The sequence below is a fragment of the Halovenus salina genome (assembly GCF_026410925.1).
Lineage (GTDB): Archaea > Halobacteriota > Halobacteria > Halobacteriales > Haloarculaceae > Halovenus > Halovenus salina.
In genome coordinates this window covers 273,098-287,004 of sequence record NZ_CP112972.1, presented here as the reverse complement: position 1 = coordinate 287,004, position 13,907 = coordinate 273,098, and the positions used below count along the sequence as shown (strand labels likewise).

Here is a 13,907-nt window from a genome sequence, read left to right as displayed (position 1 = left end):
TCTCGATATGCAGACCACAGACCGACGCTGATACTCACTACGACTGGATTCTCATACGTGATAATCCGACGCGAGGCTTATATACTGTGAGAACCAATAACATATTGGAGGTAGAGACGGCCCGTTGGCCCAACTAACCATGAGCACGAATACCGCGGACGATACGGATGCACCGGTTGTCGAGAACGAACAATCCCGGTACGCCGAGCTCAATATCGGCGACGAAGAGTACGTCATCTACGACCGAGAGAATCACCAGGCCTGGATCCAATCGACAGTAGCGTTCGCTCTCGACGACCGTCAATAACCGCGGTTGCGATTCTTGTGCCTTTCGAGACCAGCCACATCATTTTTTGAGCCCTGGTGAGTAGCCCGGGTACTGGTAGATGGAGTACTCGATAGTTGGCTACCCCCCAGACGGCCCGACGCTGGAGCTCGATTACAAGGAGTTTGCCTACGCCGGGAAGTTCGTTATGTCCTCAACCGGCAAGAGTGTCGTTACTGACGATGGCGTTGTGGGTGCTGTCGCGTTCAATGCGGACCGAGATAATCCCACTATCGGCCACCTAAGATACGTGACTGTGCGTGAGGACCGCCAAGGCGAAGGTATCGGGTCACGGTTGTTGCGCTTTACCGCTGACGCACTCGACGGCGATGCCTACAACAACATTACGATAGCGGTAAACAATCCCCGAGCCTACCGGGCCTGCTACAACGCCGGGTTCAGGTACAGTGGGCGAGAGACAGGGATTGCAGAACTCGTGATGGAGTACGATCCAGCGGAACCGGCCGAGAGGGAACAATACGAGAAGGGAGTGGCGATATTCCAGTCGCGCGACCTTCCCCCAGAGCAGCGCAGTGTCCTCGAACGGAGTGACGTTCCCGAGACGGTTGCCGTCCCCGACAGCTGAGGGCCATCATAAAATCGATGCGCCCAGGGATGTGTGCCGAGGTTCACTCGGCTGGGTTGACAGTCTTGACCGTTCCGACGCCTTTGCTGTGGCCCTCACGGAAGACAAACCGCTGACCCTCCTCGACGAGATACGGCTGGAACTTGAATCGAATCGTAGCCGTTCCGGAATCGCCGGGCAGCAACTGACCGTTAGACGGTGTGATAATCGCAGCCTCGCTGACCGTCTCTAGATGTACCACCGGCTCGTATCCCTCGTCGATGCGTGTTGGATGGTTCAGCACCATCACCTCGGCCTCGAACTCACGAACCGGCTTGGGGTCACTGTCTTTTGGTACCAACACCATCCCACGCTCGATATCGCGTTCGCTGATGTTCTTCAGGGCAATGCCGACAATCCGCCCCGCAGAGGCCGCATCGACTCGATGGTAGTGCATCTCGATGCTCCGGACCTCGACCTCGCGAAACTCACCGTTCGACAGCGGGCCAAGCAGGAGTTCGTCGCCTGCTTCGACCGAACCAGACTTGATAGTGCCCGACGCCACAGGGCCGACACCAGTGACGTTGTACGTCCGGTCGACGTACATTCTGAACTGCTCGTCTTCGTGGGCCGTCCCCGTTTTCGGTAGTTGTTCGAAGAACTGGTCGAGGGTTTCGAGTCCATCCTGTGTGACCGCGCTGGTCGTCACAATTGGCACGACGGTCTCGTCGATTTCCTCGATAGCTGTCTGGACACCGTGGCGGTCGACACGGAGTGGAGTCTTGCCGACATCCCGTAACAGTCCCTCGACCTCGCGCTCGACCGTAGCAAGCCTCTCGTCGTCCACAAGGTCGGCTTTCGTGATTGCGACGATAGTCGGGAGTTCGGTCGCCAGGAGGATGCCGAGGTGCTCGCGGGCGGTCTCGGTCGGCCCGTCGTCGGCCGCAATCGTCAAAAGCCCGTAATCGAGCTTCTGGCCGACGAGACCACGTATCGTCGTCCGGAGCCACGGTTCGTGGCCGACAGTGTCGACAAACGAGACAAGGCGGTCGGCCTCCTCAACGATGCGGGCCCTGTCGCCTTTCCGGTGAGGGTTGTCCATCCGTATCGGCCCCTCGGCGTCGAACCCGTAGACACCGTACGAGAGGTCCGCTGACAGCCCGCGTTCGACCTCGTGGGGCTGGACATCGAGAAAACTCCGGGTCCCACCTTCGCCGTCGTCGGCCTGTCCGGTCACCAGCGAACCGACCAAGGTGGACTTGCCGTGGTCGACGTGCCCTGCGGTGCCGACCACGATATGTTCGTCGTCGTTCATCACCGGCCCCTCCCGAACTGTGGCGATACCGACCAGCCGGTCTGGCTCCCCAGTCTCGTCTTCGCCCCACGTCTCGACGTTCTCGATGTGAGCATCTGCCTCGTCGGCCAGCAGGGAGAGCACGTCCATCGATTCGGAGAACGCCTCGATTGGGATTCCTGGGACACCGCCGTCGTCGGTAACGCCGATGACGTAGGTCGCTTCACCGTCGCCCGACAGAATCCGGTGGCGGAGCTGTGCGGCAAGGCTCTCACGTCTCCCGTCCTGGAGGTGGACGTCCTTGGTGAGCCGCTCTTTGAACTCGACGCTGCCGCCCTCGCGTTCGCCTTCGTCGATAGCGCGTCTGAGAGCGGCCGTTTCGGGGCTCATAGGCGAGGGTTACGGGCCACCCAACAAAAGCTTTCCCCGGGTCAGCGGGTATTGTTCAGATAAGAGATTGGAGAAAGTCGGAAGACAGGAAAGCCCTCGGGGCTCTCAACTCCCGCGTTCCGAAAGACTCGCTCCGCTCGTCTTTCGTCGTTCCGCTCATGCTATTCGCGGAACACTCGCTGCGCGTGGTTCGAAAGAGCGGAGCTCTTTCGTCATCACGAAAATCTTTGATTTTCGAACGACTTCGGCCGCAAGCGGCCTGCAGTGTCTCCCCACGGCGCAACGCGCCGTTCGGACGGGCCGAGGCGGCACCGCCGCCTCGCGGCTTACGTCGCCGGGGTTCGCCGAGATCCCCTCGCCCTTTCAGTCCGCCAGGATTTGCTGGATTGGTCGGCCGAAACAGGCTGTTTGTCCGATGCCTATCTGGACACCACCGGTCAGCGTACTGGAGCGAGCAGACGGCACAAACGGTCCACGGGGTGGTGTGCCGTACAATCGCTTGCCACCCCGTGGCAACTGTCAGGTCATGGGCCTGGGTGCTTCGCAACCGTATATAAATTCTCGCTACCGGTGTCGCTCAGAGAGCCACTCGACGGCTTCGAGGAATCCTCCGCCGTACGCTTTCGAGGTGGTGTAATCGGCGTTCGGCTTGACCGAATCCGGCGCGTTGTCGACGGCTACAGCGGTACCAGCTATCTCGAACCCTGGCACGTCGTTCGGCGAGTCTCCGATGAATGCAAACTCGCCTGGATTGCGGTCGAGTTCAGACGCCATCCGCTGGAGCGCGACCCCCTTGTCGACCGACGCCTCGTGGACGTGATAGGCGTAGCCGGTGTCGACGACCGTCAGGCCATATTCGTCTGCGAGTTCCACAAGCGGGTCGAGTGGGGAGTCTCGGCTCACGGCAAGCTCTGTTGCTCGCCAGCGGTTCACAAGGTCAGAACTCCCCCAACCGAGGCTGTGTCCGCGCTCCTGGTATGCTCTCGCCAGCGATTCGACGGTCTCAGGATCCGCGAGGAAGATAACATCCCGCTGGCGGTCGGGAATGACGACGCCGCCGTTCTCGGCGATAACGCGCGTTTCGATCCCAAGAAACTCACAGAGGGAAACCGGATATGGCATCGCCTTCCCTGTCGCAATGACGACAGCCGACGGCCACGACTGGAGCACGGGAAACACACGCGGGTCGACGGCACGGCTGTCGTCAGTGAGTGTTCCGTCGATGTCGACAGTCAGCGGCGGGAGCGACTCGGGCAACGACCGGGCGAGCGCCAGACTCTCCTCGAAGTCCATACGTCGGTTCAGAGTGCTCGTCTCTTTTCGCTTACGTTCGGGACAGGAGTAGACTTATTCCGGTCGCCACCAAGGACCAGTGCATGAGCCAGAAGGCCCCGACAGCAGAGGAGGCGCTCCATACCACACTGGATATGTCGTTCGAGGACGCCGTCCCGTTCGTCCAACTGGAGCACGAACTGGCTGACTTCGAGACCGTGAAGGTGACGCGTTTGGACCGGATGATATCGGGGATGCTCGGCGAGGAGGTCTCGCAGACAGCACTGCTGGTTGTCTGTCACCCCACCATCGCGCGCGACGCCATCGAAATCGACCAAGAGCTCGCCGGCATGTTACCATGTACGACCGCTGTCTACGAGAAAGAGGACGATGACCTTGTGCACGTCCATCACTTTTCAGCCACGAAGGCCATCCGTGACCTGGGTTGTTGTCCGGGAGATGACGATATCGAGGAACTCATTGAGTTCACCGGCGAGCGGATGACGGAGGTCTGGGAGAACATCGAGACCCACAGCTGATGCGGTCCGATGGGCTTAATCGCCTGAATCGCCTACCTATTGGTCATGACTGACGGGGAGGCTGTCACGGGTCCAGCGGCGTTTACCACGCTCGGATCAGCGCTCCGGGACGCACTCTCGGAACGCGGCTTCGAGACGCCGACGGAACCACAGCGACAGGCAATTGGCCCCATCGCTGCTGGCGAGAACGTTGTCGTCGTCGCACCGACCGGCAGCGGCAAAACCGAGACCGCGACCCTCCCCGTTTTCGACGCACTCGCCGGCGAGGAAACCTTTGGCATCAGTGCGCTGTACGTAACGCCGTTGCGGGCGCTCAACCGCGACATGCGCGAGCGCCTCGAATGGTGGGGACAGACGCTCGACATCGACGTCGATGTCCGCCACGGCGACACCACCGACTACCAGCGCCAACAGCAGGCAAACGACCCGCCAGATCTGCTCGTGACCACCCCCGAAACACTCCAGGCGATGTTGACCGGCTCGAAACTCCGCCGCGCGTTGGAGGACATAAATCACGTCGTCATCGACGAAATTCACGAGCTCGCGGTCTCGAAGCGTGGCGCACAGCTGTCTATCGGCCTCGAACGGGTCAGAGAACTGGCTGGCCCGTTCCAGCGGGTCGGTCTCTCGGCGACGGTCCACGACCCGAGCGAAATCGGTCGGCTGCTGACTGGGGGCCGGTCGTTCCGGGTTATCGAGGTCGACGTTGGGAGTGCCCTAGAGGTGAACGTCGAGGCACCGACAATAACCGAAGACGACGAGCGCCTCGCTCAGGAGCTGGTGACAGAGCCCGAGGTGGCGAGTCACGTCCGTCGCATCGACGAACTCGTCGCCGCGAACGAGGCGACACTCGCCTTCGTCAACACCAGACAGACTGCCGAGGCGCTGGGGTCACGACTCAAGGAACTCGGAACGAACATCGGTATCCACCACGGCTCACTGGCTAAGGAGACGAGAATCGAGGTCGAACAACAGTTCAAACGGGGCGAACTCGATGGGCTTCTCTGTACCTCCTCAATGGAGCTCGGCATCGACGTGGGACAGGTCGACCATGTCATCCAGTACAACAGCCCTCGCCAGGTCGCGCGACTCCTCCAGCGCATCGGCCGTGCCGGACACCGAGAGGGTGATACGTCCGTCGGAACGATTCTCACGAGTCACCCCGACGACATCCTGGAGTCGATGGTGGTTGCCCGCCGCGCCAGAAACGGCGAGGTCGAGCCAGCGCCGCTCCATCACGGGAGTCTCGACACCGTCGCCAACCAGATTGCGGGACTAGTGATGGATTTTGGCGAGATAGCCGCGCCGCGAGCCTACGAGATTGTCACGCGGGCCTATCCGTTCGCCGAGCTGAGCGAACAGCAGTTCAAATCCGTCGTGCGCGAGTTGGCGAGTAACAACGTCATCTGGCTCGAAAAAGAGGCCGACCGCCTCGAAAAACGACGGGGAACCTGGCAGTACTTCTACCGGAACCTCTCGATGATTCCCGACGAGGCGACTTACGATGTCGAAGATGTCGCCAGCGGCTCACAGGTCGGCACGCTCGACGAGCGCTTTGTCGTCAACTTCGCCACTCCCGGCGAGGTGTTCATCCAGCGCGGCGAGATGTGGCGTATCACCGAAGTCGACGACGAGGACGAGGTCGTGACTGTCTCGCCAATCGAGGATCCTGCAGGCGAAGTCCCCTCTTGGACGGGCCAGGAGATTCCAGTCCCACAGGTCGTCGCCGAGAACGTCGGCGAGCTGCGTAGCGTCGCCGGCTCACAGCTCGCTGCTGGCGGGGATGCAGCGTCTGTGGCTCGAGATCTGACCCGTCGGTACGAAGTCGGTACTGAGACCATCGCCGACGGCCTGGAACGGTTGGCAGACCACACGGCGGACGGGAACCCCCTCGCAACAACGGACCAGGTACTGGTCGAATCCGGAAATGGGACCGTCGTGGTGAACGCCTGTTTCGGCCACCAGACGAACGAAGCGCTGGGACGGCTCATCTCGGCACTGCTTGGCCAGCAGACGGGGTCGAGCGTCGGCCTGGAAACGGACCCCTACCGCATCGAGTTGACCGTTCCTCCAGGGGTCCGTGCGGGGGCCGTCGTCGAGTTGCTAGAAGAGACCGACCCCGAGCACGTCAGGGGCATCATCGAGTTGAGTCTAAAAAACGCAGATACGCTGAAGTTCAAGCTCGCACAGGTGGCGACCAGTTTCGGCGCGCTCAAGCGGTGGCGCGGTAGCGGCAGTTCCCGCTTTGGCAAGGGCCGGCTGTTGCAGGCGCTCGAAGGAACGCCTGTCTACGAGGAGGCGCTCCGCGAAATCTTCCACGAAGAACTCGCTGTCGACGACGCCGCAGCGGTGCTGGAACGGATACAGTCGGACGAGATCAGTATCGAGACCGTCGGCGGCCACACGCCGCTCGGGACCGGCGGCCGCGGGTCAGGAACAGAACTGCTTACGCCGGAGAACGCGGACGCGAGCGTCATCAAGACAGTCAAAGATCGCCTCCAAAACGACCGTGTCATCCTCGTCTGTCTGCACTGCACCGACTGGAAGCGCAAGACACAGGTCAAACGCGTGGCCGACCAGCCGGCCTGTCCCGAGTGCGGGTCGACGCGAATCGCGGCGCTGAACCCCTGGGCCGAGGAGACAGTCAAAGCAGTCAGAACAGACAACAAGACCGACGAGCAACAAAAAGAGACCGAGCGTGCGTACCAGGCCGCGAGTCTCGTCCAGAGCCACGGCAAGCGGGCAGTCATCGCGCTGGCGGCACGCGGGGTCGGGCCACACAACGCGGCACGCATCATCAACAAGCTCAGAGAGGACGAAGACGACTTCTACCGGGATATCCTCTCCCGGGAACGCGAGTACGCCAGGACGCGCTCCTTTTGGGACTGAGAAAGGGCTAAGGCCGTGGCCCGACACCCCACAGTCGATGCGACTGGAGGACTACTGGGGAATCGGCCCGAAGACGCGGGACCTCTTGGCCGAGAGCATCGGCGAAGCGGCCGCAATCGAGGCCGTCGAGAACGGTGATGTCCGGACACTTACCGAGGCAGGGCTGTCGGGTGGCCGGGCGACCCGGATACTCCGGCACGCGGGCGGCGGCGCTGCACTCGACGTGCTCGCCACCCGGGACGGGCGCAATGTCTACAAACAACTGCTCGAGACGATAAGCAGCTACGCGGTGACAGAGAAGGCGGCGGACAACATCCGTATCATGACGCCGCTCGAATCGACCGCCGAGATAGAAGCGCGTCTCGACACGGTCTTCGAGGCAACAGAGAGCTGGCAGTCGCTCTCCGAGAGCGAGCGCGAGGCCGTCGTGGAGGCCTTCGAGGAGTACGACGAACGCGGCGGCAAGCGCGCGACCGTCGAGACGGCACTACAGCTGCACGCGCTGGGCCTCGACAAGGGGATTTTCGAGGCTGTCGCGGCCCTCGACGCAGACGCTCTCGAAAAGTCGTCGCGCGCGCTCGCAGGACTGGAAGGCGATGGTCACGGCGTCGACGATGGAGCTGACGACCGCCTCGACGAGCTTCGGACACAGCTCGGCGACATCCAAGACCTCGCGGCGACGCCGGATGCGGTCCTCGAATCTGTCAGGTCGGGTGCACGCGGAGCCTCAGAACTTCGGGAGGAGCTCACTCGGTATCTGGCAGACGAGACGGGCATGGACCTCACAACGGTTCGAGATGCAGTTCCTCAGGAGGCAACAGACGCGAGAGGATTCGTCGGCGAGACGCTCCGGGCGATTGCCGAGGAGTTACGCGAGGCCGCCGACGAGCGCGAACAGACTGTCGCTGCCGAGTTCAAGGAGACGCTTGCCGATGCAGACGAGGACATCACGGCGGCTGTCTCGGCTGTCGAAGACATCGCATTCGCCATTTCGCTCGCCCGGTTTACCGTCGCCTTCGACCTGACGCGACCGGCGTTCACCGGTGGGAAGGTGTCGGCGGTCGTGAACGCACAGAACCTGTTTCTAGAAGCTGCCGGCGAAACCGTCCAGCCGGTCACATACGCCGTCGGCGACCACGGCCTCGACGTGCCCGCGAGCAGAAAGCCGCCAGCGGCCCGGGTCGCCGTCTTGACCGGCGCGAACAGCGGCGGCAAGACGACAATTTTGGAGACGCTCTGTCAGGTACAGCTCCTCGCGCAGATGGGGCTACCGGTGCCCGCCGAGCAGGCAGAAGTGACTCTCGTCGAGCGAATTGTCTTCCACCGGCGACACGCGAGTTTCAACGCTGGCGTCCTAGAGTCGACGCTCCAGTCAGTGGTGCCGCCGTTGACCGAGTCGGGCCGGACGCTCATGCTCGTCGACGAGTTCGAGGCGATTACCGAGCCGGGACGTGCGGCCGACCTCTTGCACGGTCTGGTGCGCCTGACAGTCGACCACGACGCGATGGGCGTGTTCGTGACACATCTGGCAGATGACCTGGAGCCACTGCCCGACGAGGCACGGACCGACGGCATCTTCGCGGAGGGACTGACGCCGTCGCTGGAGCTGGAGGTGGATTATCAGCCCCAGTTTGAATCAGTTGGCCGGTCGACCCCGGAGTTCATCGTCTCTCGCCTCGTGGCAAATGCGGGCGAACCCGCCGAACGCGCCGGCTACGAGACGCTGGCCGAAGCGGTCGGCGAACGGGCGGTCCAGCGGACACTCGCCGACGCCCGGTGGACCGAGTGAAAATCAGTCCGCACCAGCGACTACCGACTGGCCGTGCTCCTCGATACCCGAGCGTGTGATCGAGAGCTCGATATCACTATCGAGTGAAACGTGAACATCTTCCACGGAGCGGGCGTACTCGCTGGTGTGTTTGCCGTTGCGGGAGATGCGGAGCTGTTCTTCGAGCAGCCCCGTCTCGGTCAGCAGTTCGAGCTTGCGGTAGGCCGTCGACAGCGGGAGGTCACAGCTCTCTGAGAGTTCGTTCGCGGTGAGCGCTTCGTCGGTTGTCGCTTCGAGGATTGCGCGACAGTCTTCGTCTTCGAGTGCGCCAAGCAGTGCCTCTACCTGGCTTGCATCGCTAATTGTTGTCGACTCGACACTACCGGCGGGCTTGGTCCGGGAACGCGGCGAGTGGCTCATATCTGTATGTCTCTCCCCGGTACGGACCAGTGTACACCACAGATATCGTGGGTGATTTATATACCCCACCCGCGATATGCAGGGACAGTCTGGAAGGAGTAGGGTTTACTTGGTCACCCAACTACCGACAGATATGAACAGACTCGTCGTGCCAACAGCCGGGTACAGCACACACGGAGGGGAGAGACCGTGAACAGCGCAGCCAAAATCGTCTGTACACTCGGGCCGGCCTCCGAGAGCGCAGACAGCATCGAAGCGCTTGCAGAGGCCGGCATGTCGGTCGCACGGCTCAACGCAAGTCACGGTACCCCCGAGAGTCGTCGCGAGCTGATAGACCGCATCCGTCGTGTCGAAGACCGGGTCGGCTTTCCGATTGCAATCATCCTCGACCTGCCCGGCCCCGAGGTCCGGACCGCGCCAGTCGACAAGTCAGTCCACCTAGAGAGTGGGTCGAGCGTCGAGCTGTTCGAGGGAGAGACAGCAGACCAGGGCCGCGTCGGACTCTCTGCGAATATTGATGCTGTCGAGCCTGGCGACCCAATACTCGTCGACGACGGGCGTATCGAACTTGAAGCGACCGCTGTCGAGGGCGACGTTGTGACCGCGGCCGTCACCTCGGGCGGTGAGTTGGCGGGTCGCTCGGGTGTCAACGTCCCCGGCGTCGATCTGGGGTTGCCGACGATTACCAACCGCGACGAGCGAGAACTCGACGTGGCCGCCGAGAAGGAGGTCGATTTCGTCGCCGCGAGCTTCGTCAAAAGCGCGGCCGACATCTACGAGATCGGCCGTGAACTCGAAGCCCGCGGCGCAGACCTGCCGATTATCGCGAAGATAGAGCGGGCCGACGCCGTCGAAAACATCGACGGTATCATCGACGCGGCAGACGGCATAATGGTCGCCAGAGGCGACCTCGGCGTCGAGTGTCCGCTTGAGGACGTGCCGATGATTCAAAAGCGCATCATCCGGTCGTGCAACAGAACAGGCACACCCGTTATCACGGCGACCGAGATGCTCGATTCGATGATTTCTGAGCGCCGGCCGACCCGCGCTGAGACCTCTGACGTGGCGAACGCGGTGCTCGACGGGACCGACGCTGTGATGCTGTCGGGCGAGACAGCAATCGGCGACCACCCCGTGCGAGTTGTCAAGACGATGCGACGCATCATCGAAGATGTCGAGACGAGCGAGGAGTACGCCGAACTTCGTGAGAGTCGTGTCCCGCCGGCAGACGAGACGCGGACGGACGCGCTGGCGCGTTCTGCCCGGTTTCTGGCCCGAGATATCGGTGCCAGCGCCGTCGTCGCCGCGAGTGAGTCCGGCTACACCGCTGAAAAGGCAGCGAAGTACCGCCCGAATATCCCAATCGTTGCGGCGACCCCAGACGACGAGGTCCGCGGCCGGCTTGCGCTCCGGTGGGGTATCATCCCCCGTCAGGTGTCGTACGACGGCGAGAGCGCCGATTCAGTCATCCAGAGCGCAGTCCAGGCCGCAATCGACACGGGCGCAGTCGACGGCGGAGACACCGTCGTCGTGCTGTCGGGGATGATGACCGAGTACGACGACCTCGACACGGCGAATATGCTCAAGGTCCACGTGGCAGCCGAGGCGGTCGTCTCCGGACGGTCTGTTGTTTCGGGGTCGGTCACTGGCCCGATTCACCGACTGAGCGACGGCGACCTCACGGAGGTGCCAGAGGGAGCAATCGTTGCCCTCCCCGCCGGGTTCGACGATGAGTTCGAGGGCGATATCGCGAAGCTGGGTGGCATCATCGATCCCCACAAGGGGTCGACGAGCTACGCCGCTATCGTCGCCCGCGAGCTCGATGTCCCGATGGTCAGCTACGCGACGGTTCCGGAGCGAATCGAAGACGGCGAGGAGATCAGCCTAGACGCCGAGCGCGGCGTCGTCTACGCTGACCCAGTCGAGACGTGGGCGGCCTGAGCCGGCTGCCAGCAGCTTTTTGAGAGGGGGCGTCCAGAGCCTGTGTATGGGGGATTTCGACGGACTCGACCTGCAGGCGGTCGAAGACCAACTCGACGAGGAGGCAGGCGAGGACAGCGACGGCGGCCCAAACCGCGTCATTCTGGGAGTTCTCGATGGGTCGACCGATCCAGAGGAATGGGTCTCCGTCGTCGGTGCAGGAAATGTCCTCGTCCTCAACGTCGAGGGAGACCTGAACAAGCTCGCCTCGGAGTTTGCCCGGGATATCAAAGACGACGGCGGGAGTCTGACGCATTTCCGGGGCTTTCTGGTCGTAACTCCTGCCGGCGTCGATATCGACGTCGACCGGCTCCGGGAGTGACTCGGAAGCGTCTCCCCGGAATCACGCCGATGCGGGCACGAGCGTCAGGTAGTGGCCGTCGAGGTCCCGCAGTCGGATTCCCTCTTCTCGCTCGTCGATAGTTACCACATCGTCACGCACCTCGTCGACGACCGCAGCCGGATTCTCGACGGTGACACCCATATCGACGTGGAGTCCACCGCGGGCGTCGGCGATACCGAGCTGTGGCTCCCAGAGTTCAAGCGCGAACGAACCGGCGTTCAGGCGGACGCGTCGACGGTCCTCGCCGCGGTCAACGACCTCGAATCCCAGCCGCTCGTAGAGAGAAACGGCCCGCGCCAGGTGCTCGACTTCGAGGACGACCTCGAACAGGCCAGCGACGCCCGTTCCGTCGACGGACGCCTGCCCCAGTTCGAGACAGTTCCCGTCAGGGTCATAGAAGTACAGCGACTTCGAGTCGCCGAAGCTGTGTTCGACGAGGTCGAACCGCTCGTCGAGACTCTCGTACCACGTGTCGTACTCGTCTGTGGGAATCGAGAAGGCATAGTGGGTGTGGACGCCGCCGCGGGGAACCGGCCCGGGCGACCGGAGAATCAGGTCGGTCTCACCGGCTCCAAACGCGACCTCACCCTCTGTACGAGACCGAACGTCGAGATCGAGAAACGCCTCGTAGAACGCCTCTGCTCGGTCGATATACTTCGTTTCGAGTGCGAGCCATTGGAGTCTGTCGACCATATCGGGCGTTGGTCGCCCCCAGATATAAACAGTACGTGATTACAGGGAGAACACCAGACGCTCGCGGCCGCCGCGTGAACCCGGCAGCGAGTGGACGACTTCGACAACCTCGACGTTGGGTGGGAGCGCCTCGACCAGCGTGACGATGCGAGCCTTCCGTCCCGGGGGCAGCTCGACCTGTCTCGTGTGACAGCCGGAGCCAAGCTGTGCCGGGTCGAGCGAGGCACGCGCCGGCCCGTAGGTGTACTCGTCGTCACCGATAAACTGCGTCCGACTCGACTGCCAGCGGAGGGGACTGTCACTCGTGTTCTCGACATCGAACAGCGCAACAGGCTGCTTGCCGCCGTCGTCTATCTGATGGTCGTAGACAAACTCCCCGACGTCGATTACAGGGACCCCGACGAGTGTCGCTCGTGCGGACTCAGAGGCGACAGTCACTGCATCCCGGCTGGTCAGCGAGCCCGAGACAGCGTCGGCAATCGAGTCTGTCCCAGCTGATTGGACCGCGTCGGGTTCGCGTCGTGAGGACAGCGGCCGCCGGTCACTCGTCCGTGACGAGTCGGGGCGCGACCGGTCCCCGTCGTATCGCTCGATGTCGCCACGCCGCCCGTTCTCGTCGCTCATTCACCGAAACCTACACACGAGGGATATGAATAGCCTTCGGTGAGGTCAGTCTGTTCTATCACTGTTAGGCTCGTTCTTTTTAAAGAGGGGAGACGAAGCAAATGGCATGAAATCATCCGGACCGGCTGCAGACTGGCAAGAAATGGATAGCTTCGACGGTGGGTTCAGCTGGATAGCCTACCCGGACGAGACGATGGAGCGGGCCAGCCACGGGCTGGCAGTCGACGGCGAGGTCTGGCTCGTCGACCCCGTCGACGCCGAGGGAATCGACGACCGCATCGAAGAGTACGGTGAGGTAGCCGGCGTCGTAATCCTCCTCGACCGGCACAAGCGCGACGCCGCCGCGTTCGCCACCCGTCACGATGTCTCCGTATGGGTGCCTGCGTTCATGGACGGTGTGGTCGAGGAACTGGACGCACCGACCGAGCGATTCCGCCACGAGCTGGCTGACACCGGCTACGTTGCCCACACACTTGTCGACAACCGCATGTGGCAGGAGGCGATTCTCTACCACGAAGACGACGGGGTTCTGGTGGTGCCGGAAGCCGTCGGAACGACCTCGTACTTCCGTGCAGCGGGCGAGTCCCTGGGAGTCCACCCGATGCTCAGGCTGACCCCGCCACGGGAGCTCGACCGCTTCAATCCCGAGCGGGTACTCGTCGGTCATGGACCGGGAATCCACGAGGACGTGGCCGATACAGTCGGCGACGCAATCGATGGGTCACGGCGGCGTGCCCCACAGTTGATGTTCAAGACGGTCAAGGACACCGTCTTCGGCTGACTGGCCCGGCGTGCCGTATAAGTT

Annotated in this window: 13 protein-coding genes; 8 read left to right on the top strand and 5 right to left on the bottom strand. The window is 62.5% G+C overall.

The genetic code is table 11. The features are described from left to right. Nucleotides 1-139: 139 nt before the first annotated feature. Together OSC37_RS01370 and OSC37_RS01365 are read left to right on the top strand one after the other, a co-directional pair. Nucleotides 140-307, top strand: coding sequence for a DUF7331 family protein (locus OSC37_RS01370; RefSeq protein ID WP_267162814.1), 168 nt, complete (start codon nucleotides 140-142; stop codon nucleotides 305-307). A 79-nt stretch (nucleotides 308-386) separates the two neighbouring features. After that, the gene (locus tag OSC37_RS01365; RefSeq protein WP_267162813.1) at nucleotides 387-911 is read left to right on the top strand and encodes a GNAT family N-acetyltransferase; all 525 of its coding nucleotides are present in this window, start codon (nucleotides 387-389) and stop codon (nucleotides 909-911) included. 43 nt (nucleotides 912-954) lie between these two features. Here the strand turns inward: OSC37_RS01365 and OSC37_RS01360 are convergent, their stop codons facing one another. Together OSC37_RS01360 and OSC37_RS01355 are read right to left on the bottom strand one after the other, a co-directional pair. Then, nucleotides 955-2,574, bottom strand: coding sequence for a GTPBP1 family GTP-binding protein (locus tag OSC37_RS01360; protein WP_267162812.1), 1,620 nt, complete (start codon nucleotides 2,572-2,574; stop codon nucleotides 955-957). Nucleotides 2,575-3,138: 564 nt separating this feature from the next. Then, on the bottom strand, nucleotides 3,139-3,831 hold the full coding sequence (locus OSC37_RS01355) for a phosphoglycolate phosphatase (RefSeq protein WP_382186705.1): 693 nt from the start codon (nucleotides 3,829-3,831) through the stop codon (nucleotides 3,139-3,141). A gap of 119 nt (nucleotides 3,832-3,950) precedes the next feature. Between OSC37_RS01355 and OSC37_RS01350 the strand changes: the two genes are divergently transcribed. The 3 genes from OSC37_RS01350 to OSC37_RS01340 are packed head-to-tail and all read left to right on the top strand — an operon-like array spanning nucleotide 3,951 to nucleotide 9,063. Continuing rightward, nucleotides 3,951-4,385 (top strand): DUF302 domain-containing protein, encoded by a 435-nt coding sequence (locus tag OSC37_RS01350; RefSeq protein WP_267162810.1) that lies wholly within the window; start codon nucleotides 3,951-3,953, stop codon nucleotides 4,383-4,385. 45 nt (nucleotides 4,386-4,430) lie between these two features. After that, a complete protein-coding gene (locus tag OSC37_RS01345; protein ID WP_267162809.1) occupies nucleotides 4,431-7,274 on the top strand; it encodes a DEAD/DEAH box helicase in 2,844 nt (947 codons plus the stop codon). Nucleotides 7,275-7,311: 37 nt separating this feature from the next. Continuing rightward, nucleotides 7,312-9,063 carry a MutS-related protein gene (locus OSC37_RS01340; RefSeq protein ID WP_267162808.1) on the top strand — a complete coding sequence of 584 codons (1,752 nt, stop codon included), beginning with the start codon at nucleotides 7,312-7,314 and terminating at the stop codon, nucleotides 9,061-9,063. Nucleotides 9,064-9,066: 3 nt separating this feature from the next. Here the strand turns inward: OSC37_RS01340 and OSC37_RS01335 are convergent, their stop codons facing one another. Next, a complete protein-coding gene (locus tag OSC37_RS01335; RefSeq protein ID WP_267162807.1) occupies nucleotides 9,067-9,462 on the bottom strand; it encodes a helix-turn-helix domain-containing protein in 396 nt (131 codons plus the stop codon). Nucleotides 9,463-9,651: 189 nt separating this feature from the next. On the opposite strand from OSC37_RS01335, the gene pyk reads away from it, so the two are divergent. Both pyk and OSC37_RS01325 read left to right on the top strand, forming a co-directional pair. Continuing rightward, the gene (gene pyk, locus OSC37_RS01330) at nucleotides 9,652-11,403 is read left to right on the top strand and encodes a pyruvate kinase (protein WP_267162806.1); all 1,752 of its coding nucleotides are present in this window, start codon (nucleotides 9,652-9,654) and stop codon (nucleotides 11,401-11,403) included. Nucleotides 11,404-11,449: 46 nt separating this feature from the next. Then, a complete protein-coding gene (locus tag OSC37_RS01325; RefSeq protein ID WP_267162805.1) occupies nucleotides 11,450-11,764 on the top strand; it encodes a DUF5779 family protein in 315 nt (104 codons plus the stop codon). Between the two features lie 21 nt (nucleotides 11,765-11,785). Here OSC37_RS01325 and OSC37_RS01320 read toward each other — a convergent pair whose 3' ends face one another. Together OSC37_RS01320 and OSC37_RS01315 are read right to left on the bottom strand one after the other, a co-directional pair. Beyond that, nucleotides 11,786-12,478, bottom strand: a complete 693-nt coding sequence (locus tag OSC37_RS01320; RefSeq protein WP_267162804.1) for a VOC family protein — start codon at nucleotides 12,476-12,478, stop codon at nucleotides 11,786-11,788. 39 nt (nucleotides 12,479-12,517) lie between these two features. Next, complete coding sequence (locus OSC37_RS01315) at nucleotides 12,518-13,102, bottom strand: hypothetical protein (protein WP_267162803.1); 585 nt, start codon at nucleotides 13,100-13,102, stop codon at nucleotides 12,518-12,520. A 106-nt stretch (nucleotides 13,103-13,208) separates the two neighbouring features. On the opposite strand from OSC37_RS01315, the gene OSC37_RS01310 reads away from it, so the two are divergent. After that, the gene (locus OSC37_RS01310) at nucleotides 13,209-13,883 is read left to right on the top strand and encodes a hypothetical protein (protein WP_267162802.1); all 675 of its coding nucleotides are present in this window, start codon (nucleotides 13,209-13,211) and stop codon (nucleotides 13,881-13,883) included. The last annotated feature ends 24 nt before the right edge of the window (nucleotides 13,884-13,907 follow it).

Excerpts from the sequence above, each read along its gene's own strand:
- OSC37_RS01370 (WP_267162814.1), top strand. The coding sequence starts at position 140 with ATGAGCACGAATACCGCGGACGATACGGATGCACCGGTTGTCGAGAAC.
- OSC37_RS01365 (WP_267162813.1), top strand. The coding sequence starts at position 387 with ATGGAGTACTCGATAGTTGGCTACCCCCCAGACGGCCCGACGCTGGAG.
- OSC37_RS01360 (WP_267162812.1), bottom strand. The coding sequence starts at position 2,574 with ATGAGCCCCGAAACGGCCGCTCTCAGACGCGCTATCGACGAAGGCGAA.
- OSC37_RS01350 (WP_267162810.1), top strand. The coding sequence starts at position 3,951 with ATGAGCCAGAAGGCCCCGACAGCAGAGGAGGCGCTCCATACCACACTG.
- OSC37_RS01345 (WP_267162809.1), top strand. The coding sequence starts at position 4,431 with ATGACTGACGGGGAGGCTGTCACGGGTCCAGCGGCGTTTACCACGCTC.
- OSC37_RS01340 (WP_267162808.1), top strand. The coding sequence starts at position 7,312 with ATGCGACTGGAGGACTACTGGGGAATCGGCCCGAAGACGCGGGACCTC.
- OSC37_RS01335 (WP_267162807.1), bottom strand. The coding sequence starts at position 9,462 with ATGAGCCACTCGCCGCGTTCCCGGACCAAGCCCGCCGGTAGTGTCGAG.
- OSC37_RS01325 (WP_267162805.1), top strand. The coding sequence starts at position 11,450 with ATGGGGGATTTCGACGGACTCGACCTGCAGGCGGTCGAAGACCAACTC.
- OSC37_RS01320 (WP_267162804.1), bottom strand. The coding sequence starts at position 12,478 with ATGGTCGACAGACTCCAATGGCTCGCACTCGAAACGAAGTATATCGAC.
- OSC37_RS01315 (WP_267162803.1), bottom strand. The coding sequence starts at position 13,102 with ATGAGCGACGAGAACGGGCGGCGTGGCGACATCGAGCGATACGACGGG.
- OSC37_RS01310 (WP_267162802.1), top strand. The coding sequence starts at position 13,209 with ATGAAATCATCCGGACCGGCTGCAGACTGGCAAGAAATGGATAGCTTC.